At 67.6% G+C, this 24,181-nt stretch carries 21 protein-coding genes and 3 riboswitches; of the genes, 9 read left to right on the top strand and 12 right to left on the bottom strand.

All coding sequences use genetic code 11. The features are described 5' to 3' along the window. The first annotated feature begins 2 nt into the window (after positions 1–2). The gene (locus WFH44_RS03780) at positions 3–3,335 is read left to right on the top strand and encodes a DEAD/DEAH box helicase (RefSeq protein ID WP_336711898.1); all 3,333 of its coding nucleotides are present in this window, start codon (positions 3–5) and stop codon (positions 3,333–3,335) included. Between the two features lie 22 nt (positions 3,336–3,357). Here the strand turns inward: WFH44_RS03780 and WFH44_RS03775 are convergent, their stop codons facing one another. From WFH44_RS03775 to WFH44_RS03760, 4 genes are all read right to left on the bottom strand, one after another. Then, positions 3,358–3,762 (bottom strand): YchJ family protein, encoded by a 405-nt coding sequence (locus WFH44_RS03775; protein WP_336711896.1) that lies wholly within the window; start codon positions 3,760–3,762, stop codon positions 3,358–3,360. Positions 3,763–3,772: 10 nt separating this feature from the next. Next, on the bottom strand, positions 3,773–4,570 hold the full coding sequence (locus tag WFH44_RS03770) for an alpha/beta fold hydrolase (protein ID WP_336711894.1): 798 nt from the start codon (positions 4,568–4,570) through the stop codon (positions 3,773–3,775). 35 nt (positions 4,571–4,605) lie between these two features. Further along, complete coding sequence (locus tag WFH44_RS03765) at positions 4,606–4,875, bottom strand: hypothetical protein (protein WP_336711892.1); 270 nt, start codon at positions 4,873–4,875, stop codon at positions 4,606–4,608. A gap of 71 nt (positions 4,876–4,946) precedes the next feature. After that, positions 4,947–5,390: a PIN domain-containing protein gene (locus tag WFH44_RS03760; protein ID WP_336711891.1), complete on the bottom strand. Its 444-nt coding sequence runs from the start codon at positions 5,388–5,390 to the stop codon at positions 4,947–4,949. Positions 5,391–5,575: 185 nt separating this feature from the next. Beyond that, positions 5,576–5,699, bottom strand: a riboswitch (SAM riboswitch). 187 nt (positions 5,700–5,886) lie between these two features. Then, positions 5,887–6,050, top strand: a riboswitch (SAM riboswitch). Between the two features lie 12 nt (positions 6,051–6,062). Between WFH44_RS03760 and WFH44_RS03755 the strand changes: the two genes are divergently transcribed. The 3 genes from WFH44_RS03755 to WFH44_RS03745 all read left to right on the top strand — a co-directional run bounded on the left by WFH44_RS03755 (position 6,063) and on the right by WFH44_RS03745 (position 10,645). After that, on the top strand, positions 6,063–6,407 hold the full coding sequence (locus WFH44_RS03755; protein ID WP_336711889.1) for a hypothetical protein: 345 nt from the start codon (positions 6,063–6,065) through the stop codon (positions 6,405–6,407). A 225-nt stretch (positions 6,408–6,632) separates the two neighbouring features. Then, complete coding sequence (locus WFH44_RS03750) at positions 6,633–10,223, top strand: TM0106 family RecB-like putative nuclease (protein ID WP_336711887.1); 3,591 nt, start codon at positions 6,633–6,635, stop codon at positions 10,221–10,223. Further along, on the top strand, positions 10,220–10,645 hold the full coding sequence (locus tag WFH44_RS03745; protein WP_336711885.1) for a pyridoxamine 5'-phosphate oxidase family protein: 426 nt from the start codon (positions 10,220–10,222) through the stop codon (positions 10,643–10,645). The genes WFH44_RS03750 and WFH44_RS03745 overlap by 4 nt, the downstream gene beginning before the upstream one ends. A 91-nt stretch (positions 10,646–10,736) precedes the next feature. On the opposite strand, the gene WFH44_RS03740 is transcribed toward WFH44_RS03745, so the two are convergent. Beyond that, positions 10,737–11,360, bottom strand: coding sequence for a CE1759 family FMN reductase (locus WFH44_RS03740; protein ID WP_336711881.1), 624 nt, complete (start codon positions 11,358–11,360; stop codon positions 10,737–10,739). A gap of 347 nt (positions 11,361–11,707) precedes the next feature. Next, positions 11,708–11,878, top strand: a riboswitch (cyclic di-AMP (ydaO/yuaA leader). Positions 11,879–11,881: 3 nt separating this feature from the next. Here WFH44_RS03740 and WFH44_RS03735 point away from each other — a divergent pair. Together WFH44_RS03735 and ligM are read left to right on the top strand one after the other, a co-directional pair. Then, positions 11,882–12,664, top strand: coding sequence for a M23 family metallopeptidase (locus WFH44_RS03735; protein WP_336711880.1), 783 nt, complete (start codon positions 11,882–11,884; stop codon positions 12,662–12,664). Positions 12,665–12,856: 192 nt separating this feature from the next. Next, positions 12,857–14,263 carry a vanillate/3-O-methylgallate O-demethylase gene (gene ligM / locus WFH44_RS03730; RefSeq protein WP_336712881.1) on the top strand — a complete coding sequence of 469 codons (1,407 nt, stop codon included), beginning with the start codon at positions 12,857–12,859 and terminating at the stop codon, positions 14,261–14,263. 66 nt (positions 14,264–14,329) lie between these two features. On the opposite strand, the gene WFH44_RS03725 is transcribed toward ligM, so the two are convergent. Next, positions 14,330–15,190, bottom strand: coding sequence for a methylenetetrahydrofolate reductase (locus WFH44_RS03725; RefSeq protein ID WP_336711879.1), 861 nt, complete (start codon positions 15,188–15,190; stop codon positions 14,330–14,332). A gap of 171 nt (positions 15,191–15,361) precedes the next feature. Between WFH44_RS03725 and WFH44_RS03720 the strand changes: the two genes are divergently transcribed. Beyond that, positions 15,362–15,790 carry a very short patch repair endonuclease gene (locus WFH44_RS03720; RefSeq protein ID WP_336711877.1) on the top strand — a complete coding sequence of 143 codons (429 nt, stop codon included), beginning with the start codon at positions 15,362–15,364 and terminating at the stop codon, positions 15,788–15,790. Between the two features lie 131 nt (positions 15,791–15,921). Here WFH44_RS03720 and WFH44_RS03715 read toward each other — a convergent pair whose 3' ends face one another. The 4 genes from WFH44_RS03715 to WFH44_RS03700 form a co-directional block, all read right to left on the bottom strand. Further along, complete coding sequence (locus tag WFH44_RS03715; RefSeq protein WP_336711876.1) at positions 15,922–16,617, bottom strand: DUF4190 domain-containing protein; 696 nt, start codon at positions 16,615–16,617, stop codon at positions 15,922–15,924. 120 nt (positions 16,618–16,737) lie between these two features. After that, positions 16,738–18,420: a thiamine pyrophosphate-binding protein gene (locus tag WFH44_RS03710; RefSeq protein WP_336711874.1), complete on the bottom strand. Its 1,683-nt coding sequence runs from the start codon at positions 18,418–18,420 to the stop codon at positions 16,738–16,740. A 7-nt stretch (positions 18,421–18,427) separates the two neighbouring features. Next, positions 18,428–19,549, bottom strand: a complete 1,122-nt coding sequence (gene speB / locus WFH44_RS03705) for an agmatinase (protein ID WP_336712880.1) — start codon at positions 19,547–19,549, stop codon at positions 18,428–18,430. A gap of 100 nt (positions 19,550–19,649) precedes the next feature. Then, the gene (locus WFH44_RS03700) at positions 19,650–20,225 is read right to left on the bottom strand and encodes a helix-turn-helix domain-containing protein (RefSeq protein WP_336711872.1); all 576 of its coding nucleotides are present in this window, start codon (positions 20,223–20,225) and stop codon (positions 19,650–19,652) included. Between the two features lie 183 nt (positions 20,226–20,408). Here WFH44_RS03700 and WFH44_RS03695 point away from each other — a divergent pair, with 183 nt between their 5' ends. Next, a complete protein-coding gene (locus WFH44_RS03695) occupies positions 20,409–21,929 on the top strand; it encodes a sodium:solute symporter (RefSeq protein WP_336711870.1) in 1,521 nt (506 codons plus the stop codon). Between the two features lie 74 nt (positions 21,930–22,003). On the opposite strand, the gene WFH44_RS03690 is transcribed toward WFH44_RS03695, so the two are convergent. Together WFH44_RS03690 and WFH44_RS03685 are read right to left on the bottom strand one after the other, a co-directional pair. Beyond that, complete coding sequence (locus WFH44_RS03690; protein WP_336711868.1) at positions 22,004–22,351, bottom strand: DUF202 domain-containing protein; 348 nt, start codon at positions 22,349–22,351, stop codon at positions 22,004–22,006. Then, positions 22,351–22,761, bottom strand: coding sequence for a YidH family protein (locus tag WFH44_RS03685; RefSeq protein ID WP_336711866.1), 411 nt, complete (start codon positions 22,759–22,761; stop codon positions 22,351–22,353). The genes WFH44_RS03690 and WFH44_RS03685 overlap by 1 nt, the downstream gene beginning before the upstream one ends. 255 nt (positions 22,762–23,016) lie before the next feature. On the opposite strand from WFH44_RS03685, the gene WFH44_RS03680 reads away from it, so the two are divergent. Further along, positions 23,017–24,156, top strand: a complete 1,140-nt coding sequence (locus tag WFH44_RS03680) for a VIT1/CCC1 transporter family protein (RefSeq protein WP_336711864.1) — start codon at positions 23,017–23,019, stop codon at positions 24,154–24,156. Positions 24,157–24,181 lie beyond the last annotated feature (25 nt).

Raw genomic sequence — 24,181 nt, 5'->3', positions numbered from 1 at the left:
GCGTGCCACAGCTTTCCTTCCCGCAGGTCGACGCCGGCGAAATCATCCGCCACGTCGGCGGGGCGGCCTTTGCCCGGGGGAAGACGTACTCCAGCGGACGTTCGGTCCAGGACCTGAGCTGGGACCCGGATACGGGGGTGCTGGCAAGCCGCGTCCAGGGCACGGCGGCCGTGCCTTACCGCTGCCGCATCCGGCTGAAGCAGACCGGCGCCGGCTACCGGCTCGAGGAAAATTCGTGCAGCTGCCCGGTGGGCTGGGACTGCAAACACGTCGCGGCCACGCTGCTCTTCGCCAACCTCAGCAATCTCCAGTCCCGGGAGGAACTCAAGCTGCCCGCCCCGGCCGCCTCCCCCTCGGGAGTACCGCAGTGGCAGCAGGCGCTGGGTCCCCTGCTCGAGCCTGCGGCGGCGGCTTCCGCACGTACGCCCCGGCTCGCCGGCAAACGGGCCGCCGGCAAGGTCCAGCCGCTGGGCCTGCAGTTCGAAGTACGTGACCAGACTCTGCAGGCGCATCAGCAGTGGCGGCCGGGCTCCGGCGTCAGCCACAGCGGCCGGGTGCCCACCAGCCGCCTGCAGCTGGGCGTCCGTCCGGTCGTCCGCAGCGACAACGGCCGCTGGGTGCGCAGCAACCTGCGCTGGAACTCGATCAGCTTCAAGACGTACGGGCTGAACCTGGACCCCGAACAGCACCGCTGGTTCTCCCAGTTCGTGCCGCTGCACCGCGCCAACGGCCAGCTGCATTTCGGCGAGGACAATGACTGGCTATACCTGGACGAGTTCAGCAGCCCCCTGCTGTGGCGGCTCCTCGACGAGGCGAGGCAGCTGGGGATCGAGCTGATGGGCGCCAAGGCGGACACCAGTCTTGTCATCGGCCGGCACGCGGAACTGCGGCTGGACGCGCGCTCCCCGGAGGAGGGCACCGGCCTCCGGCTCGATCCGGTGCTGTTCATCGATGGCGAGATCCAGCCGCTCGAGAGCGCCGGAGCCATCGGCAACCACGGTGCCTACAGCTACCAGGCGGAGCTGCGGCAAATCACGCTGGCTCCGGTGGACCGGAAGCTGAGCCGGGCGGAGCAGGAGCTGCTGCAGCGCCCCGCGACCGTGACCGTGCCGGCCGGGGACGTCCCGGAATTCCTGGAACGGGTCTACCCCCGGCTGCAGCGCACGATCAGCCTGACCAGCACGGACGCGTCCGTCGAACTGCCCGAAATCGTCCCGCCGGAGCTCGTGCTCACTGCCACGTATGGCAAGGCCAACACTCTGAAGCTCGGCTGGGGGTTCGAGTACCGTTCCGGCGACGCCGCGGTGCGCAAACCGCTCGACGCGGCCGCGTCGGATGGCGGGTACCGCGACACGGAGACCGAAACCGCGCTGCTCGCCGCGGTCCGCCGGATCCTCGGCTCCGAACCCGCGCAGGCGGAATCAACGCTGCGGGACATGGCCGCCGTCGAGTTCACCCAGGACGCACTCCCGCAGCTGGAGAAGCTGGACGGCGTCAGGGTGGACATCGTCGGCGAGCGCCCGGACTACCGGGAACTGACCGCCACGCCGGAGCTGACCATCAGCACCGTGGAAACGGAACAGACGGACTGGTTCGACCTGGGCGTCATGGTCAAGATCGAGGGACGCGAAATTCCCTTCGGCAACATATTCCGCGCGCTTTCCAGGGGCCAGAAGAAGCTGCTGCTGGTCGACAAGACCTACCTCTCCCTCGAACAGCCGGTCTTCGACCGGCTCCGCGCCCTGGTGGACGAGGCGATGGCGCTACAGGACCGGAACAGCGGCGAGCTCCGGATCAGCCGCTACCAGGCCGGGCTCTGGGAGGACCTCGAGGAGCTGGCCGTCGAGACGGAACAGGCCAAGGCCTGGCAGGACTCCGTCAGCGGCCTGCTGCAGCTTTCCTCCGTGGAGCCGACGCAGCTGCCCCGGGGCCTGCACGCCGACCTGCGGCCGTACCAGCGCGAGGGTTTCAACTGGCTGGCTTTCCTCTGGCGCTACCGCCTGGGCGGCGTGCTCGCGGATGACATGGGCCTCGGCAAGACCCTGCAAACATTGGCGTTGATCAGCCACGCCAAGGAGTCCGCGGATCCGCCCGTGGCCCCGTTCCTGGTGGTCGCACCGACCTCCGTGGTGCCGAACTGGGTCCACGAGGCCGCCCGCTTCACCCCCGGATTGCGGGTAGCCGCGGTAGCCGAGACCCAGGCGCGCAGCCGCCGGCCGCTGGCCGAAACCGCGGCGGGGGCGGACGTCGTCGTTACTTCTTACGCGATTTTCAGGATCAACGCCCAGGAGTACCAGGCGCAGGAGTGGGCCGGCCTCATCCTCGACGAGGCCCAGTTCGTGAAGAACCGCACCACCAAGGCGCATCACGCCGCGCGGGACCTGAAAACCGGGTTCAAGCTGGCCATCACCGGCACGCCGATGGAAAACAACCTGATGGAACTGTGGTCCATCCTCGCGATCGCGGCTCCCGGGCTGTTCCCCTCGGCGCAGAAATTCGCGGACCACTACCAGCGGCCGATCGAACGCTCCGGCAGCGCGGAGTTACTGGGCAAACTGCGACGACGCATCCGCCCTCTCATGTTGCGCCGCACCAAGGAAGCCGTCGCCACGGACCTCCCGCCGAAGCAGGAACAGGTGCTGGAGGTTGACCTCAGCCCGAAGCACCGCAAGATCTATGACACGCACCTGCAGCGGGAGCGCCAGAAGATCCTGCGGCTGGTCGAGGACATGGACCGGCACCGCTTCACCATCTTCCAGTCGCTGACGCTGCTGCGGATGCTCAGCCTGGATGCCTCGCTGGTCCACGAGGATTACTCGTCCGTGCCCTCCAGCAAGCTCGACGTGCTCTTCGAACAATTGGAGGACGTGCTGGGCGAAGGCCACCGCGCCCTGATCTTCAGCCAGTTCACCAGCTTCCTGAAGAAGGCCGCCGCACGGCTGGACGTCGAAGGCGTTGAGTACAGCTACCTGGACGGCACAACGCGCCGGCGGGCAGAAGTGATCAACCGCTTCAAGGAAGGCAAGGCGCCCGTCTTCCTGATCAGCCTCAAGGCCGGCGGTTTCGGACTCAACCTTACCGAGGCGGATTATTGCTTCCTGCTCGACCCGTGGTGGAACCCCGCGAGCGAGGCCCAGGCGGTGGACCGCACGCACCGGATCGGCCAGACCAAGAACGTCATGGTCTACCGGATGGTCGCAAAGGGCACGATCGAAGAGAAGGTCATGGCCCTGAAGGAAAGCAAGGCCAAGCTGTTCTCGTCGGTGATGGACGACGACGCGATGTTCTCCTCCAAGCTGACCGCCGAGGACATCCGCGGCCTGCTGGAGAACTGAGCGCCCGGGCTGGACCGGGCGTTCAGCGGTGCGCCAGCGCCCCGCGGTAGACCCACCGGCCCTCCTCGCGCACGAACGTGCTGACCTCATGCTGGTCCTGCGCCGCTCCGCCGGCCCGGAAGCGCGCGCGGAACTCGACCTTTCCTGCCGTGTCGTCCGGACCGCCCCGCACCACCCGGATGACCTCAAGACCCTCCCACTGCTGCTCCGGATCGAGCTCCAGCGAGCGCGGTCTTGTTTCCGATGACCAGCTGCGCAGCAGGTAGGCGCTGTCCCCGGCGACAAATGCCGAATAGCGCGAGCGCATCAGCTCCTCGGCCGTCGCCGCCTCTGCCAGGCCGGCATGGAGGCGTCCGCAGCAGTCGCGGTAGGCCGCCGAGCTGCCGCAGGGACAGGGGGCGGACGGCGCAATCGATTCGCGGAACATGGCTGCCATCCTAGGCAACCGCCTGCCGGGCCCCGAGGAAAGGCATCAGCTCGGCCAGGACCTCATCCGCCGGGAAGAGGGTCGAGGCGTGCGTGCGCCCCGGCAGCGGGACGAAGCGGGCCGCGGGCATCAGCGCGGCGGCGCGCCTGGAGTCGTCGAACCTGGCCGTGTCCTCGGTGCCGGCCATGAGCAGTACGGGCATCCCCAGCGAGGCCAATTCGGCTTCGGTGAGCCCGGGTTCCTCCTCGGTCCGTTCGAAATAGGCCGCCAGCGCCTGAGGGTCGTTGGCCTTGAAGGCCACCTTGGCGGCGGCATCCAGCGGCTTGCCCGCCGCTTCCAGGCCGTCGATGAAGCCTTCCATCCCGCCGCGGCGCAGTTCCTCGAGGTAGCCGTCGAAGAATATCCTGGCCACCTGCCCCTGCTGGGCCCGGTAGGTGCCGCCCAGCGTCGCGAGCCGTTCCACGCGCTCGGGGGCCGCCGCGGCCAGCGCGAAACCCACCCGCGCCCCGAAGGAGTATCCCGTCACCGCGGCACTGGCGATCCCCTCCGCGTCCAGGACTGCCAGGACGTCGCCGACGACCAGCGGCATCCGATAGGACTCGGCGTCGTGCGGCTTGCCGCTACGGCCGTGGCCCCGCAGGTCGATCCGGACCACGGTGAAATCGGCGGCCAACGCCCCCACGTACCCGAGCCCGCGCCAAATCGCGCGCGAGAGCGCGGAACCGTGCAGGAGTACGACGGCGGGTCCCTCCCCCGTGATGTCGTAGGCGATCGAGGTCCGGTCCACGGGGTTTGCAGCTTCAGGCATGACCTCAGTCTATGGACCGGCGCCCGAAGGAATGGTCATGCTCGCCGCAGCCCGTGCCGCCAGCGCCGGAACCTGCCGGTCAGTGACCGGCCGGCGTGCTGGTGTCCTTCCTGCTCGAACGGGTCGGAAACATCGTCCGGCAGCACTCCGTCCTCGCCCGCCCTGACGTGGCCGGTGCCGGGCCCGGGTATCTGGGCAGCCGCGAGGTTCGGCATCACCGGATCGTCTCCCGAGCCGTGCAGCGGCAGCGGGCCCATGCGTTCTTCCGGTGCTGCTCCAAAAATTCTCTTCCGCTTGGTCGCCATCGCTGCTCTCCTCCAACGCGCCACTGTTCCTATTGTCGCGCCGGTTCTACCGGAAAGTAAGGGGGCGGCGGTCAGTTCGACGGCGCCACCTCGACGGCAAACTGCCCCACCTGCCACGGGTCGATGGCAGGAACAGCCAGCTTCCGGAAGCCATCGACGTTCCGGGACACGATCGTCAGGCAGTGCTGCACGGCCGTCGCCGCTATCAGGGAATCCACGGCGGTGACCTCGGGATTCCCCGCCATCGGCGCCCAGGACATCGCCACGCCCAGGTCCACCGGCAGGATGAACCCGGAGAAGCGCGAGGCCAGTTCGCCGAGCCAGGCGCCGCCGTCGTCCGGTCCCCTGCCCTCCTGGCTGCCCAGCAGATGGAGCTCCGCCACTGACAGCGCGGAAATGTAGATGCCCAGGTGCCGGCGGCGCTGCAGGAAATCGACGACCGCCGGATGCGGTTCGGCGCGGCGCACTTCGGCGACGACGTCGGTGTCCAGCAACAGGCCCGAAGGACCCCTCACAGGCCCGCCGCGCGTGGCGTCCGCGCATCCTGCCGGGCCGGGAGGCCAGCGGGCCCGAGCAGGAAATCGACGAATTCCTGGCGTGCGGCCGTAACTTGTTCGTAGTCGGAAAGGCTCATCACGCCTAGGCCGGCGTGGGCAGTATTAGCTGTACTCATGGAAGCGGTGCCGGGCACCGGTCCTTTCACGTGCTCTTGCCCGCACCATTTGCCAGTAGGCGAATGCAGGCCGCTTCGTCATCCGAACCACCCAGAGAGCGTGGGGTTGGTACGCGGCCAAGTCGGAGCTTAGCGACCGCAATTCCTGAAGCTGAAGCGAGTATAACCAGAGCTTGTGCCGCCAGTCACGGGCCGCCTCGTCACCGGAAGTAATAAGGCCTAGCGGTCCGTCACGAAGGCCTAACGGGCTGTCACGGCGAGTAACGGGCCTACAACAAAATGTTTACTTCGCAGCAACCGTTTGGCTATGTGCATGCGGGACCCTATAGTTGGAAATGCTTCACGAGATGTGATCCGCAGCACACCGGCTCGCCGGGTACTGCAAGGCTCCGACCGATCACGCACCAACCCCATGTTCGCGGGTGGTTCGGATGACGAAGCGGCCTGCATTTCACAGGACAACGAGGTTCTGAAGGGGACTCGGTGCGGGCAAGAACAACCGGAGAGAACAAGAATGATGAGTGCATATCCAATAGAAAAAGACAGCCGCAGCGGCCACCGCGAGCGCACCGTCGGTCTCTGGGACAACAGCGTTCTGGACGAGTGGGTCGAGGTAGCCGTACATATCGAGGCTGAGCTGAGCCTGGTCCAGTTGTGCCGGGACGGCGTACAGAAAATGCTGTATTCCGAGGACATCGGCGCCGTGCTGGAAGCGGCCATGGACTCGGACGGCTCCGCGCTGTGGTGCGAGAAGTACTCCAAGCTGCTCATTCCCAGCACCCGTCCGGGCGCGGGCAACCGCTTCTTCTCGCTGCGGCGGATGCTGAACGACGACGGCGGAGCACCGGACTGCCACTAGCGCGCCTGGCGCTGCGGTGGGGTGTCCGTTCTGGGATGTCTGCTGATTTGTCCGTTACTTGGTTTGCGCCCTTGCCCGCCTGCCCGGTTTCGGGCGGTCCGGCCGGACGGGCGCAAACTGTCGGACACGGCTGATAGAAGTTGAGCATAAAGAGCCGCCCGCCGGCCCGGGGCCCCGACAGGGGTCTCGGAGCCGGCGGGACCAACTTCTCCTCCAGGAGGCACCGTGTTCCTGCTCGACCCGCTGCTGCCCGGCGCGCCACGGGACCTGATCTTCACCGCGAGCGACCTGGTGGTGGCGGCGCAGTGCGAGTACGAACTGCTGCGGAAGCTGGATGAGAAACTTGGGCGCAGCCCGAAGGCGGAGTTCCCGCCGGACGAGATGCTGGCCCGCACGGCTGAACTGGGCGACGTCCACGAGCACCGCGTGCTTCAGGGCTTCCGGGACACCTTCGGGGCCGGCGTGGTGGAAATCGCCGGAATCGCGGACTACACCAGGCCGTTGCTAGAGGCCAAGCACCGGGAATCGATCGCGGCGCTGCGCTCCGGTGCGGACGTGGTGTTCCAGGCTTCCTTCTTCGACGGCAGCTTCCACGGCCGTTCAGACTTCCTCGTCAGGGAAGGTGACGGCTCCTCGGCCCGCTACGCCGTGTACGATTCCAAGCTCGCCCGGCATGCCAAGGTCACGGCGCTGTTGCAGCTGGCGGCGTACGGCGACCAGCTGATAAAAGCCGGTATCGACCCTTCGCCCACCGTGACACTCGTGCTGGGCGACCGTTCCCGCAGCGACCATAGCCTGCGCGACCTGCTGCCGGTCTTCCGGGAGCGCCGCCGCCGCTTCCTGGAGCTCACGTCCGCCCACCGGGCCCAACGTGCCCCCGTGGCATGGGGAGATGACCGGCATACAGCGTGCGGGCGCTGCGACTACTGCGCCGAGCAGGTAGCGCTCCACCGGGACGTGCTGCTGGTTTCCCGGATGAGCCCGGTCCGTCGCCGCCGCCTGCGGGACCTGGGCGTCACCACGATCGACCAGCTGGCGGCCATGGAGCTGCCCCCGGGTGAGGCACCGGACGGCGTGCTGGCCCGGCTGCGCGACCAGGCGAGGATGCAGACCGGCATGGAGGAACCGGACGGGGCCGTGCAGTACACGGATGGCGACGGAACCCGGCACAGCCTCGCCTACCGGGTGCTGGCAGCAAACGCGCTCGGAACACTCCCCGCACCAAGTGAGGGAGACATCTTTTTCGACTTCGAAGGGGACCCGCTCTGGCAGGACCAGGCCGGGACCTGGGGACTGGAGTACCTGTTCGGGGTCATGGAGAACCCGCCGGCCCCCGGAGCCGCCCCGCCCTTCCTTCCGTTCTGGGCCCACAGCCGCGCCGAAGAAGGCAAAGCTCTGGCCGAATTCCTGGATTATGTGGGCCGGCGGCGGAAGCAGTATCCGGACCTGCACATCTACCATTACGCCAACTACGAGAAGGCCGCGCTGCGCCGCCTCTCGCTGCAGCACGTGATCGGCGAGGACGCCGTGGACGCCTTGCTGCGCGAAGGCGTCCTGATCGACCTCTACGACGTGGTGCGCAACAGCCTGCGGATCTCGGAAAAGTCCTACAGCATCAAGAAGCTCGAGCCCTTGTATATGGGATCGCACCTGCGCTCGGGGGATGTCAAAGATGCCGGCGGGTCCGTCGTCGCTTACGCACTCTACTGCGAAGCCCGGGACAGCGGCCGGCCCCAGGAAGCAGAAGCGATCCTGGCCAGCATCCGCGACTACAACGAGTACGACTGCCTCTCGACGCTCCGCCTTCGTGACTGGCTATTGGAGCGGGCCGACGAGCGCGGGATAGCACGGGCACGGGCCGCGGAGGCCGGTCCCGGCCCGGAATCCGAGGACCCCTCACCGGACGAGGCACGGCTGCTCAGGCACGTAGCGGCAGCGACCGAGCGCGCGCTGCACGCCGGCGGAGAGCTGACGCCGGACGAGCAGGCCGTCGCAATGGTGGCGGCGTCCGTGGGATACCACCGCAGGGAAGACAAGCAGTTCTGGTGGGGACATTACGACCGGCTGAATGCGCCGCTGGCGGACTGGTGGGAATCCCGGGACATCTTCACGGTGGAATCCGGCGAGGTACTGCAGGACTGGGCCAAGCCAACCGCAAGGTCAAACCCCGTCCGGCGGCTGCGCCTTACGGGCAGGCTGGCGCCGGGCTCCACCATCAAGGAGGGGACGACGGTCTGCCGCGTCTACGACCCGCCGGCCCCTGCACATCTGGACGGACAGGACAACGGCGTCAACTACCGTACCTACTGTTTTCGCAGCGAGGTCCTGGGCCTCGACGCCGAGGACGGAAAGGACATCCTGCTGCTCCTTGACCGGCTGCCCAAGGGCGCCGAGGAGTACCAGGACTTCCCTCTGGCGCTCACTCCGGACCCGCCTCCCGGCACCAAGCCGCTGCGGGACGCGCTGGCCGCCTTGGCCGCCGAGGTGGGACGCAACCTTCGGCAGCTTCCGCCCCAGCCCGCGCTTGACCTCCTGCGGCGGCTCCCTCCGCGGCTGGGCACCCTGCCGGAGCTGCCGGCCGTCGGCGCGGGGCCGGACGCCTATATCGAGGCCATTTTGGCTGCGGTGGAAGACCTCGACCGCTCCTACTTGGCGGTCCAGGGCCCACCCGGTTCCGGCAAGACGCATGTAGGGGCCCACGTCATCGGGCGCCTGGTGGAGCGCGGCTGGAAGGTAGGAGTCGTTGCCCAGTCCCATGCCGTCGTCGAACACATGATGACGGCTGCCGTGGACAAGGGCGGCGTCCCGGCGGACCGGGTGGCGAAGAAGTCCAGCGGCAACCCGGTTCCCTGGAGCCAGGCGACCGACGCGGATGTCGCGCGCCTCCTCGACGGCCCCGGGGGCGCCCTCGTTGGCGGGACGGCGTGGACCATGACCGGCAACAGCGTTCCCGCCGGCGCCCTGGACCTCCTGGTGATCGACGAGGCAGGGCAGTTCTCGCTGGCCAATACTCTCGCCGTGTCCCGGGCATGCCGAAGGATGCTGCTCCTGGGCGACCCGCAGCAGCTGCCGCAGGTCTCGCAGGGCACCCACCCGGAACCGGTGGACGAGTCGGCCCTCGGCTGGCTTTCCGCCGGCCACGCCACCCTGCCGTCGGATTTGGGCTATTTCCTGGCCCGGAGCTGGCGGATGCATCCGGAGCTGTGCCGGGCCGTCTCCGGCCTGTCCTACGAGGGACGCCTTGCGAGCGCGCCCGCCGCGGTCGGCCGGCTCCTGGAAGGCGCCCCTCCCGGCGTCGAATGCGTGCTCGTGCAGCACGAAGGAAACGCCACCTCATCGCCGGAAGAGGCCGCAGAGGTAGTGCGGCAGGTCGGGAGCCATCTGGGTCTGCAATGGTCGGATCCGCAGCATGGGCCGGCACCACGCCCCTTGACGCAGGAGGACCTGCTCGTCGTCGCTCCGTACAACGCACAGGTGCAACTGGTCCGCCACAGTCTGGAAGCCGCCGGCTACCCCGACGTGCGGGTCGGAACGGTGGACAAATTCCAGGGCCGGGAGGCGCCGGTGGTGATCGTCTCGACCACGGTATCGGATGTCTCCCAAGCGCCGCGGGGCATGGAATTCGTGCTGAACCGCAACAGGATGAACGTGGCCGTGTCGAGGGGCCAGTGGCGGGCGGTCATCATCCGATCGACGGCCCTGACCGCTTATTTCCCCGCCCGCCCGCATGGCCTGGAAGAACTCGGTGCGTTCATCGGGCTTTGTGAATGCAACCCTTCCCAATCTTCTACAACCTGTAGAACAATAGGGGCATGATGTTCGAACACGATGAGCCGGTCCTTGAACTCAGCGACGAGCAGTCCTGGAAGCTGCTCGGCAATACCCAGCACGGGAGGATAGTCCTGACGGCGGCTGGCGAGACAGACATCTTCCCGATCAACTATCTCGCCCATGACAATCTCCTGCTGATGCGCAGCGCGCCGGGCACCAAACTCGCTGAGATCACGATCAACGAGAACGTCGTCTTCGAGACGGACGGCATCGGTAGCGATGAGGCGTGGAGCGTCGTCGTCAAAGGCACCGCCAGGGTGCTGCAGTCCGGGGAGGAGATCGCGGCGGCTGAGCAGCTGGGACTCAAGACGTGGGTGCCGACGCTGAAGGACTTCTATATCGAGGTCAAGCCGACGCGAATCAGCGGCCGCCATTTCATCCTCGGAGAGCAGCCCGAGCGCTTCTAGCTCAAGCTGGCCGGGAAAGCCGCCCCGGCGGCGCCGCGGCCCCAGCCCGCCTCCGGCCGGAGTGCCCCGGCCCGGAGACGGGCTTTCCGGCTCAGTGGCCGACGCTGGCCAGGATCTCTTCGAAGCTCATGGACTCCACGCCGCCGCGCCCCGTTTCGGGGGCAGCGCTTTCGCGGACTAAAGCCACAAGTTCGGCCGCAGCGCGTTCGGCGCGCCGCGCGATGCTGCCGCCGGTTCCTTCGTCCGACCCCCAGTCCTCCGGCGCGGCAAAGACGACGGTCTGCGTTGTCCGGGCACGCAGGTAGCTGAACAACGGCCGGATTGCGTAGTCGAGCGCCAACGAGTGCCGGGCCGTGCCGCCGGTCGCCCCGACCAGTACGGGCTTGCCGGCGAGGGCATCCTTATCGATGACATCGAAGAAGGACTTGAACAGGCCGCTGTAGGACGCGCTGAACACCGGAGTGACCGCGATCAGCGCGTCCGCCGAAGCGACGGCGTCGATCATTGCGGCCAGCTTCGGTCCCGCATAGCCGGTCACCATATTGTTGGCGATATCGACGGCATATTCACGCAGCTCGAAGGTTTCGACCGCCACGCCTTCCTCGGACAGGGCAAAACGGCCGGCAACCGACTTCGCCAGCTGGTCCGCCAGCATCCGGCTGGAAGACGGGACGCCCAGCCCCGCGGACAGTACGACAATTTTGCGCTCGGACATGCTGTTCTCCTGGTCGCTCGAATCTTCATGCATTTGCATTCACCCATTCAAACCGCAGGGGGCAGCAGATTATTCCGGCGCCCTGGCGGCGGCCCGGGGCAGCAGATTACTCCTGCATCCCGCGGCGGCGCGCGCGGCAAACGGCCCGCATGACAAACGGCCCGCATGACGATGCCTCCCCGCCCGGCAAAAGCAAATCGACACGCCGCTTAAACGTTGATGTGTCGACAAACACCCATAACGAATTTGTAACAGCTCCGGGACGCCCGGTAACTTTGATTGCGCTTGCACGTAACGAGTGTTAGCCGCCTCGGCTGCCCGCCTAACCCTGTCAGCAGCCGACGGGTACCGTTCAATGACCTTCCCGACAGGGGCGGAGGAACCACTTCTGGCGCTCGAAGCGCCTTGGGGTGAAGTTCGCCCGGCCGCAGAGACCTCTGTCCTGCCTGCCAGCGAACCGAGCAGAACTCTCTGGCTCGAATCCGACAGCTAACTTCGCCGGCGCCCCGAGAGGAATCCTTGTGAACAGCAACTCCCCCATGCGCGGACGCCGACGCAACACCGACACCTCGCTGATCGCTATCGTCCGCGGCAATCGGGCCGCCGACCGCAGCGACAAGAAGATCGCATCCGCCACCCGTGGCCAGAAGTTCAGCGTCGCCCTGGCGGCAGCCGGCATCCTGGCCCTCGCCGCCGTCCCCACCGCGCAGGCCGGCGCCGAACAGCTTGCCGCGACCCAGGCGTCCAACGTCACTCCGGCAACGGTGACCGTCCCCGAGGATGCCAAGGCCGACTTGAAGCGGGTCGAGGTCATCAGCAAGGCCGCCCCGAAGGAGGCCAAGATGGAGGTCAAGGCCGCCTCGGTCAAGGACGCGGCCAAGCAGAAGAAGGAAGCGGCCAAAAAAGCCGCCGCCAAGGGCCTCGTGTCCCCGGTGCAGAAAATGGTCACCAGCTCCGGCTTCGGCTACCGCATCAACCCCGTCACGGGCGCGGCCGGAGAGTTCCATAATGGACTGGACTTCGCCCTGGGCTGCGGGACGCCCGTCAACGCTGCCGCGGCAGGAACCGTCTCGAAGACTTCCTCCAGCGCCGGCGGTTATGGCAACCGCATCGTGATCAAGCACGCCGGCGGAATGACCACCACCTACAACCACCTGCAGAGCATCGGCGCCCACAAGGGCCAGAAGGTCTCGGCCGGCGACAAAATTGGCGTTCTGGGCACCACCGGCAACTCGACCGGCTGCCACCTGCACTTCGAGGTCCTGAAGGGCGGGTCCGAGATAGACCCCGCGAAGTTCTTCTAGGTCATCTTCGATCTGGGTTTCCCGCGAGAGGGGGCTGTGCGGCTTGCCCGCACGGTCCCCTCTCGCGCTTCACCGGGTGCCGGGCCGGGCGGTCCACCCTAGCTACCTATAGTCATAGTGAGTCATCTCGGATAGCGTGAGCTACATCACCGCCGTTCGTCTGCACTAAGGAGCTGTCCCGTGACCGACCCGATGACCGCCAAGAACCTGCAGGATGTCCTGGACCAAGCCGGCAACACCGTCGACCTGCTGCGCAACTCGCAGATCGGCGCTTACATCTACCCCGTCGTGGCCCCCGAATTCACCAATTGGCGCAGCGAGCAGCGGGCCTGGCGCGAAACGGCCGTGCTCTATGACCAGTCACACCATATGGACAACCTGTTCATCAAGGGTCCGGACGCGCTCAGGCTGATCTCGGACACGGCAATCAACTCCGTGGCCAGCTTCCCGGTCAATAAGGCGAAGCAGTATGTCCCGACGACGCCGTCAGGCCACGTGATCGGCGACGGCATCCTGTTCCACGAGGCCGAGGACGAGTACGTCTATGTAGGCCGGGCGCCGGCCGCCAACTGGCTGCTCTTCCATGGGGAGACCGGCGGCTATGACGTGGAAATCGTCGTCGACCGCCGCTCTCCGTCGCGTCCGATGGGCCAGCCGGTGAAACGCAAGTACTGGCGGTTCCAGATCCAGGGCCCGAACGCGTGGAAGATCATCGAGAAGGTCAACGGCGGGCCCGTAGAGCAGTTGAAGTTCTTCACCATGGACCGCATGCATGTGGCCGGCTCCCAGGTCCACACGCTGCGGCACGGCATGGCCGGCGCTCCGGGCCTGGAGCTGTGGGGCCCCTACGAGACCTACGACCGGGCCCGTGATGCCATTCTGGAGGCCGGGCAGGAGTTCGGAATGCTGGCCGTGGGATCGCGCGCGTACCCCTCCAATACGCTGGAATCCGGCTGGATTCCGTCGCCGCTCCCGGCGATCTATACCGGCGAGGAACTGCGGCCGTACCGCGAGTGGCTCGGCGCGGACAGCTACGAAGCCACCAACGCCGTCGCCGGCAGCTTCGCCTCGGAGAACATCGAAGACTACTACCTGACGCCATGGGCGCTCGGGTATGGCTCGTTCGTGAAATTCGACCATGACTTCATCGGCCGCGAGGCCCTCGAAAAGATCGATCCTGCGAGCGAGCGCAAGAAGGTGACGCTGGCCTGGAATCCCGAGGACGTCACGAAGATTTTCGCCTCGCTCTTCGACACCGACGGAACCCCATACAAGTACTTCGACCTGCCGCTGGCCAACTACGGCTCATCCAACTACGACGCCGTGGTGGACGCAGGCGGAAAGACCGTCGGCCTGTCGATGTTCACCGGCTACAGCGCCAACGAGAAGCGCGCCCTCTCGCTGGCCACCGTGGAAGCCGACGTTCCCGAGGGCACCGAGCTCAAGGTGGTCTGGGGCGAGCCGGACGGCGGCACGCGCAAGACGACGGTAGAGCCCCACCGACAGCTCGAGGTCAGGGCCGTCGTCAGCCCGGTGCCGTACGCGGCGGCGGCGCGGCAGGATTACCGCGGCGGCTGGCGCACCGGCAGCAAGGCCTAAGCAGCCTAAGCCATCACAATCTCCGCGCGGCGAGGGTATCCCTGTCCGCGGGAAAGGCACAGCCGCTTACTCGGCGGCGAACTTGCGCGCCCATTCGGCCGTGGCCCTGAGGCCGCCGAAGGTGTAGAAGTGCAACTGCACCTGGCCGTGGTCCGCCGCGTCCAGCCGCCGGGCAAGCTCGCCGATGAACCTGTCCGGACCCGCCGTGCCCAGCAGGTTGGTCAGGGAGAAACCGTACTTGTGGACGATGCCCGCCGAGGAGGCGACGCCGAACCGGCGGGCAAAGGCCAGCAGCCGCTTGGCGCCGGCCGGCCCCGGCACGCCTATCCGCACCGGCGCATCGACGCCGCGGCGCCGTAGTTCGGCGAGCCAGTCCAGCACCGGATCGACGTCGAATCCGAATTGCGTGATGATCGTCGGCTGCAGGTTCTGCGCCTGCAGAGCCGCGCACTTCTCCAGCAGCACGGCCCAGAGCCGGGCGGTGTCGACGGCGGGATGGCCCTCCGGGTAGCCGCTGACGCCTACATTGCGGATGCCGTACCGGCCGAGCAGCCCGCTGCCGATCAGGGCCTGCGAGTCGTCGTAGGGGCCCATCGGTTCGGCGGGATCGCCGGCTACCACGAATGCGTCTTCCACGGCGGCCTCGGCTTCCAGCGCGCCGAGGAATTGCTCCAGCTCAGCCTGGGAGCCCAGGCGGCGGGCGGATATGTGCGGTACGGGGACGAAGCCGAGACGCTTGGCCGCCGCCGCCGCGGCAACGCGCATCAGCAGGTCCTCATTGCCTAGGAAGGTGACGTTGACGCGTGTGCCGGCAGGAATCGATCCGGCCGCTTCCTCCAGGCCGGGCACGTCCTTGCCAGTCATCTCGAGGGAGAAATCTTCGAGCAGGGCGCGCTCCGCGGCCCGATGGGGGGTCTGTCCAGCCATGTACCGATAGGTCCCTTCTTCCGGATGCCCCTGCGGGGCCCGAACGCCGGCATGCCCGTTGCTTCGTCCATGAAGCAGGTGGGCAAGCACGATTCTAGCCTCCTTTCCCTATCTTCATAGTGAGTTTCCAAGAGGCCGCCGGAGTCTCGCGGCCCGGCCTAAACTGGAGTCATGGCGGACAAGCTCACTCCGGAGCAGCGCAGCGCCAACATGTCGCGGATCAGGGGCAAGAACACCCAGCCGGAGCTGCTGGTGCGCCGGCTGCTGCATGCGCGCGGGTACCGCTTCCGGCTTCACGGCTCGGCGGCCGGGCGGAAGCTGCCGGGCAAGCCTGATCTTGTATTTGCCGGCCGGCGCAAGGTCATCTTCGTCAACGGGTGCTTCTGGCACTCGCACGATTGCCGGGCTGGGCAGCACGCACCCAAGTCCAACGCCGATTTCTGGTCCGCGAAGCGGGCGCGGACAGCGTCGCGCGATGCCGCACAGCGGGAGCAGCTGCAACAGGCCGGCTGGACCGTACTGACGGTATGGGAGTGCGAGTTCAAGAAGACTTCAGACCTCCAGGAACTGGAGGAACGGCTGGTCGGCTTCCTGGGCTGAGCCGAGCGCCGCCCAGCTGCGGCGGACGGCGAGGCCAGCACTCGGCAGGCGGATAGTTCCAGGCCCGGCATGGCCCCTTCCCCTTCCCCTGGGCAAGGGGAAGGGGCCGCCGCAGAAGCCGTTGCGCGGGATTACAGCTGGGCCTGCCCGCTGACGCAGTCGGCCTTGCCGGCGCCGGAGTTGGTGGCTACGGACTCGCCGTCCATGATGATTTCGCAGCTGACGCTGCCTTCGGAGACAGCGGACAGCGCCGCTCCCGGGAGTCCGGTGAACGTCAGCTCCTGCTCCCAGTCGCCGGTGATTTCCTCCTGCACCGGTTCCACCCCGTCGCTGTAGACGACGGTGGCGGGACCGTCCGCAGTCACCCTGTACTGCACCGTGTGTTCACCAACGGCCTGGCTCACCATTACCGCAATGAACGCCGTGATGATGCCCGCAATGATGGCGCCCAGCGCGCCGAGGACGATGCCGGTGATGGACATGCCCTTCTTCTGTTTCTTGACCAGGGCGATGATGCCGAAAATGACGGCCAGCGGGCCCAGCAGGAAGCTGATGAAACCGATGCCGGGAATGACGCCGAGGACGATCGCGACGATGCCGAGCACCAGCGCGGTGACCGCCAGCCCGCTCTTGGGCTTCGGCGCCTGCTCGTAGCCGTAGCCGGCCTGGCCCGGGTAGGCGGCGTAGGGCGAGCCCTGCGGTGCATTCTGGCCGTACGGCTGGGCGTTGCCACTGCCCGGCTGGCCTGCCGAATACTGCGGCTGCCCGTCCCCCTGCGCGGCGGTGCCCTGCGGGTTGGCGGACGACGATTCAAACTGGTTGGACACGGATTCCCCCGGAATAAAAGTGCGTGTGATCAGGCGCGATGCGAGTGCAGCGCCTTCCGCAGTCTATCCGAGCCCCGGCCGGGCCCTCGATGGGGAGCCCTCCCCATCGAGGCCGGTCGATCAGGTGGCCAGGTGGGTGGGGGCGAACATCTGCAGCGTCGTTTCAACAACGACGACGTTCGGCCCGTCCGCGGTGAGGCTTTCCTCCAGCGCCTCCCGGACGTCCTCCGGCCGCACCCGCCTGGCCGGCACCGAGAACGATTCGGCGAGCCTGACGAAGTCCGGCCGGGCCAGCTCCGTCGCGGTCGCCTGGCCGAAGGCATCCTGCATGTACTCGCGCAGGATGCCGTACCCGCCGTCGTCGACAATCAGCCAGGTGACCGGCAGGTTGTGCTGCCGGACGGTGGCGAGCTCGCTGATCGAGTACATCGCCGAGCCGTCGCCGGAGACGGCCAGTACGCGCGCGGGGAGCCCCTTGGACTCGAGGCCCACCGATCCGCCGATTGCGCCGGGGAATCCGAAGCCGAGCCCGCCGGCGCCCTGCGCCGAATGGAACTGCCCCTCGCGCGAGTCCCAGCAGCTCCAAGCCCAGTAGGCCGAGATGGTCATGTCCCAGAACGTCTGCATGCCGTCCGGAACGGCCGCGCGAATGTCCGCCATAAAGGCCCGTTCCCGGCCCAGGTCCTGGCCGTCGAGCCGCTCCTGGACCTTGGTGAGCGTCTCCTTGACCAGCTGCTCCGGGGTCTTGCCGTGCCAATCGGGGACGTTGGCCCCGGGGGCCAGTACCGCGTCGAGCGAAGTGTCCAGCGCCGCCAGCGCCTGTCCCGCGTCTGCCCGGATGCCGAGCGCCGGCCGATTGGACTCCAGCACCCGCGGCTCGGCGTCGACCTGGATAATCCGGCCTCGCGGCTCCAGGGTGAAGTAGTTGCTGGTCACCTCGCCCAGCGAAGAGCCCAGCACCAGGAGCACGTCCGCATCTTCGAGCACCTCCGTGACATACCGGTCCTCCACCCAGGACTGTAGCGACAGCTCGTGCTGCCACGGGAACGCCCCGTTGCCGCCGGGCGAGCAGACTACCGGTGCCCGCAGCTTCTCCGCGAGGGACAGCAGCCACGGTTCTGCCTTGCCGCGGCGGACGCCGCCACCGGCGATGATCGCCGGGCGCTGCGCCGCGGCGAGCCACTTCACGGCCTCCTTGACCAGCTCGGTCCGCGGCGGGTTGTCGAAGGCTTCCGCGAGCGCATCTTCCACCGGCGGGACCATCACGGGATCGAGGAGCACGTTCTGAGGGACCTCGATCCAGACGGGCCCCTGCGGCGAGGAGATGGCCTCGGTCCACGCATCCTGGATGGCCGATGGGATTCCGGACGCATGCTGGATCAGCCGCTGGCTCTTGGTGACGTTGGCCGCGGACGCCTTCTGGTCATCGAGCTGGTGCAGCATGCCCTTGCGCCGCGCACCCAGGCCCTCTAGCGGAATCTGGCTGGCGACCACCACCATCGGCACGCCGGTGGCATATGCCTCCTGGAGCCCGGCAAGCGAGGTCAGTGCCCCGGGACCGGTAGACAGGAACAGCACGCCGACCTCGCCGGTTGCGCGGGAGAAGCCGTCAGCCGCGAAGGCCGAGTTGTTCTCCACGCGGGAGGAGATGAAGCGCAAGCTGGAACGGGAAAGCGCGTCGAAGAGCCCGAGCGCGTGCTGCCCCGGGATCCCGAAGACGGTGGTTGCGCCGAGCGCACTGAGCGTTTCGACGACGAGGTCCCCGCCATTGCGGACGGCACCTTCAGAGGGCTGCGCGGTCACTTGCGGCTCACCGTCCTTCCGGAGCGCCGAGGGCGTTCCCGGCCAGCGGGTCACCGTGCAGCTTGCGCGAGCCGTCCTGCAGCACACCGTGGGCCCCGGCGCCAACCGAGGCACCGCCGTCGTTCTGGCCCGCCGTCCTGGCCCCGCCGGCGTCCTGCCGATCAGCGGCATTGGCGGCCAGCAGTGTCACCAGGTCGAAGGCTACATGGCTTGCGGCGACGCCTGTGATCTCCGCATGGTCATACGCCGGAGCGACCTCGACGACGTCGGCGCCGACCAGGTTCATGCCGCGGAAGCCGCGGATGATCTCGAGCAGTTCGCGGCTGGTCATGCCTCCGGCCTCGGGCGTCCCCGTGCCCGGGGCGTGGGCCGGGTCCAGTACGTCGATGTCGACCGAGATGTAGAGCGGCCGGTCTCCGATGCGGTCGCGCAGCTTCGCCACGACCTCCGCCACGCCCTGGTAGTAGACGTCGGAGCTCGTCACGATGCCGAAGCCGAAGCGGCGGTCGTCCTCCAGATCCTTCTTGCCGTAGAGCGGACCGCGGGTGCCGACATGGCAGATCGCCTCGGTGTCCAGGATTCCCTCCTCGACCGCGCGCCGGAATGGTGTTCCGTGGGTGTACTCGGCTCCGAAGTAGGTGTCCCAGGTATCCAGGTGGGCATCGAAATGCAGCATGGCCACCGGCTCCCCCGCGCGCTCCGACGCCGCGCGCAGCAGCGGCAGGGCGATGGTGTGGTCGCCGCCCAGGGTGACCAGGCGGGTGCCGCCGGCCGTAAGGTCCAGGGCGTTCTGCTGGATCGTCTCGATGGCCTCGTTGATGTTGAACGGGTTGACCGCCATGTCTCCGGCGTCCGCGACCTGCAGCTCCTCGAACGGGCTCACGTCCCACGCCGGGTTGTACGGGCGCAGCAGCCGCGACGCTTCCCGCACGGCGTTGGAGCCGAAACGGGCGCCGGGCCGGTAGGAGACGCCCGCGTCGAAGGGCACGCCGACCAGGGCGACGTCCGCGCGGTCCACCTGGTCCAGCCTGGGCAGCCGCGCGAAGGTCGCCGCGCCCGAGAACCGCGGCACGCGGGAAGAGTCGATGGGGCCGAGCTTGCCGTTGGTTTGGATCCTGATTTCTTCCATCATGGTCTCCTCGAAAAGTTGCCTGGTAGGCATCAAGTGTTTTTCAATACGCTAATTGTGGCCGGCGTCTCAGTCAAGGAAGTGCAATGTTCGGTGACGACTAGCGGGCGGCGGCCGGCACCAGGGTCCAGGTGACCACGGCAGCCTCGCCGCTCTCATTGATCCAGGTGTGCGGCTCCCGCCCGGGAAAGGAGATCGTGTCGCCGGCTTCGAGCTCGTAGCGCTCGGACGTAAAGATCAGGGTGATGCGCCCCGAGATCACCTGCAGGACGTCGACGTCGCAATCCACGGAGTACAGCTCGGCCTCGCCGCGGCCGTGCGGCTCGATGGTCGCCCGGATGACCTGCAGGCGGTGCTCATGCCGGGCCGTGAGCAGTTCCTCCCTGATGCCCTCGCCGCCGAGATTCACGCGCGGCCCCTCGCCCCGCCGGGACAGATGGGTCTCCGGCATGGTGAACAGATCGCCGATCGAGATTCCCAGCACCTGGCAGAGCGTGACCAGTGAGGCCACGGACGGCGAGGTCAGGTCCCGCTCGACGCGGCTGAGGAAGCCCTTGGTCAGCCCAGTGGAGTCGGCAACCTGCTCGATGGTCATGCGCTGGCCCTGGCGGGCTGCACGGATGCGCGAGCCGATGGCGACCGGGGCATTGCTGGGCTCGACGGGCAGTGCTTTCACGGCGTCCTCTTTCACAACGGAAGTTCACTAGAGCTTAACCACTCAACGGTTCACCACCGCCCCTGAGACGTCATGCCGGTCCGCGGCGGTTGACGGTGACTCCCGCCACAATTAGCCTAGCACTCAACACTTGTTGCCTACTAGGCAATTCTTCCGACTCGGCCCCTCCCCCGGAGTTCCAACATGAACAGTCAAGTCATCAACATCGTCATCGTCGTGGCCTATCTGGCTGCGATGCTGCTCTTCGGCTGGTGGGGCAAGTCCCGCACCAAGGACACCAGCGACTTCCTGGTGGCCGGCCGGCGCCTCGGGCCCATGCTGTACACCGGCACCATGGCAGCCGTGGTCCTGGGCGGGGCCTCCACAGTCGGCGGCGTCGGCCTCGGCTACCAGTACGGCATTTCCGGCATGTGGCTGGTGGTGGCAATCGGCACCGGCGTGCTCATCCTGAGCCTGTTCTTCGCGCCGACGCTGCAGAAACTGAAGATCTACACCGTGGCGCAGATGCTGACGCTGCGCTACGGCGTGCACGCCACGAAGTTCTCCGGCATCGTCATGCTCGCCTACACGCTGATGCTCTGCGCCACCTCCACCGGCGCCTACGCCACCATCATGGTGGTGCTCTTCGGATGGGAACGCTGGCTGTCCATCCTGGTCGGCGGCACGATCGTGCTCATCTACTCCACCGTGGGCGGCATGTGGTCCATCACCCTCGCCGACATGGCCCAGTTCATCATCAAGACCATCGGCGTCTTCTTCCTGATGCTCCCGCTGACCTGGTCCTCCGCCGGCGGGATCGAGGGCATCCGGGGCCGGGTGGATGCCGAGTTCTTCTCCATCGACGGCATCGGCGTGCAGACCATCATCACGTACTTCGTCGTCTATACGCTCGGCCTGCTGATCGGCCAGGACATCTGGCAGCGGGTGTTCACCGCGCGGACGCCCCGGGTGGCCCGGTGGGGCGGGGCGGCCGCCGGAACCTACTGCATCCTCTACGGCGCTGCGGGCGCCCTGATCGGCATGGCTGCCGCCGTCGTACTTCCCAATATCGAGGTGCCGGACGACGTCTACGCCGACGTTGCGATGAACCTGTTGCCGCTCGGCATCGGCGGCGTGGTGCTGGCCGCGGCCGTTGCCGCCATGATGTCCACCGCGTCCGGCACGCTCATTGCCGCGGCCACGGTGGCGAAGGCCGACGTGGTGCCGTTCGTGGCGTCCTGGTTCGGCAAGACCGTCCACTACGACCACGACAACGCAGAGCACGACGTCGCCGGCAACCGCTGGTGGGTCTTTGGGCTCGGCGCGGTGTCCATCCTCCTGGCCATCATGGTGCAGGACGTGGTCGCCGCACTGACCATCGCGTACGACATCCTGGTCGGCGGGCTGCTGATCGCGATCCTCGGCGGCCTGCTGTGGAAGCGCGGTACGGGCATGGGCGCCGCGGCCGCCATGGCCGTCGGCAGCATCGTCACCCTGACCACCATGATCGTCCTGGAGATCAATGCGGAGAACCAGTACGACGGCATCTACGCCAACGAGCCGATCTACTACGGCCTCGCCGCGTCGCTGCTGACCTACATCGCGGTCTCGCTGGCCACGCGGCCGACGGATCCGGAAGTCCGCGCGGCCTGGGAGCAGCGCGTGGCCGGACGCGTCGCCGAAGAGGTGCCGATGGAAGGGCCGGAAGAGCTCAGCCGCCGCTGAGCCCGCGATCGTGTGTGCAGATCAGGACGGTATCGCAGGCTTGGACGGTCCTGATCTGCACACGTTTTGCCGGGCTACCCGGGAACCGGCAGGAAGACCACGGTGAAGATTCCCAGGGCGGCCAGGGCCACCACGCTCAGGGACGTGAAGAGGACGGCAACGACGTCGGCATGTATCGTTTCGTTCGCGATGCCGTGGACGGCCCGGTGGTAGCGCACGCGCTGCGTCCCGTTGATGACCAGGGCCGCCAGCAGGGTGAGCGCGATGAGCACGCCCGTGAACAGGCCGTGATGCGGCGTCCAGCGCAGGAAGATTGCCGCGGCGACCACCATGGTCAGCGTGGTGCGGCCCCAGGCCAGCGAGGTGCGCTCGGGCTGCAGGCCGGGATCCAGATGTGCCGGGAAGTGGTTGCGGGGCGCCATCAGGCTGGCCGCAGCACAACGAACACGACGAAGATCGCCCCCACCAGTGCCCCGCCGATGGCCAGGATCGGCGCAAGCACAGGCAGCGGGAGCGGCGCCTTCTGCCGCATGGCCCGCTCCACGCCCAGCCAGCGGAAGAACGCCCCGGCGCCGATCACCATGGCCAGCACCAGCAGCAGGATGGCGGTCGTCTTGCGGATCTCCGGCCCCAGCAGGTCGCTGGTGAAGGCCTCGACCGCGATCCCGCCGGCAAGCAGCGCCAGGGACGTGCGGATCCAGGCCAGGAACGTGCGCTCGTTGGCCAGCGTGAAACGCGGATCGGGCTCGGCGCCTCCCCGCAGCAGCCTGGCGGCAAACTTGCTGCGGCCGGAGTCGGGAGCGGGATCGGAGGGGGGAACTGAGGTTGGCACGGCTTCATCCTAACGGCGGACGGCGGTGATCCCGGCCATACGAACCGCGCACTGCGGCGGGCGCCGGGTATGATGGAGGCTGCGAAGGGGAGTAGCTCCACCGCCGTCCGCCACGGACCGGCGCGGAGGGCTGTCGACATACTGGCCGCGGTTTGCGGCCCGGCAGTCCACCCGGCCTGCAGTTGCAGGATCGGGCGAGCGAGACCTTCGGTCAGTTGATGCCCAACTGGCCGGAGGCCCCTAGGTCTCCGGCCCATGACCAGGAGCACCGTGAACACGAGCCCCTCCCCCGAACGATTCACCAACCCCACCCAGGCACCGCCGTCGAACTCCGATATCAAGCGGTGGCGCCGCTACCTTGCCGACGAACGGGCAGAAGCCGCGATCTACCGGGGCCTGGCCCGCCGCCGGACCGGCGAAGAACGCGAGATCCTGCTCGAACTCGCGGACGCCGAAGGCCGGCACGAACAGCACTGGCGCGACCTGCTGGGCGATCACGCCAACAAGCCCATCCGCCCGTCGTTCCGACGGATCCTGCTGCGCTTCATGGCCCGCAGCTTCGGCTCCATCTTCGTGATGGCCCTGGCCCAGCGTGCCGAGGGGCGTTCCCCCTACAGCTCCGAGCCGGCGGCGACGGACGCCATGGCCGCGGACGAACTGATCCATGAAGAGGTAGTCCGCGGCCTGGCCACGCGCGGCCGGGCCCGGATTTCCGGCAACTTCCGCGCGGCGGTCTTCGGCGCCAACGACGGGCTGGTCTCGAACCTGGCCTTGATCATGGGCATCGGGGCCACCGGGGTGTCCAGCTCCTTCGTGCTGTTCAGCGGCATCGCCGGCCTGCTCGCCGGAGCGCTGTCCATGGGCGCCGGCGAGTATGTTTCCGTCCGTTCGCAGCGCGAGCTGCTGGCCGCAACCAAGCCCACCCAGATTACGCTGACGGCGGCGCCGGACCTCGACCTGAACGGCAACGAGCTGGTGCTCGTCTACCGGGCTCGCGGCATGTCGCAGGAGGCGGCCGAACACCGGGCGGCCGAGCGGATGGGCTACCTCGACTGCGACTGCGATCCCAGCCTGTCGCTCCAGACGCCTGACGTCTACGAGAACGAGTACCAGGAAATCGGCACCGGCTGGAATGCCGCCGTCTCGAGCTTCCTCTTCTTCGCCACCGGCGCGCTGGTCCCGATCCTTCCCTACATCTTCGGCTTGGAAGGCCTGGCCGCCTTGGTCGTTTCGCTGGTCCTGGTCGGCGTGGCACTGCTCTTCACCGGCGGCGTCGTCGGCCTGCTCTCCGGCTCCTCCCCCGCCAAGCGCGGTCTCCGGCAGCTGGCGATCGGCATCGGCGCGGCCGTGGCCACCTACCTGCTGGGCCTGCTGTTCGGCACCAGCATCGCCTGATGCAACCGGCGGGGTGCCGCACGGA

This window comes from Arthrobacter sp. USHLN218 (assembly GCF_037144715.1).
GTDB lineage: Bacteria > Actinomycetota > Actinomycetes > Actinomycetales > Micrococcaceae > Crystallibacter.
This window is presented reverse-complemented; position numbering and strand designations above follow the sequence as displayed.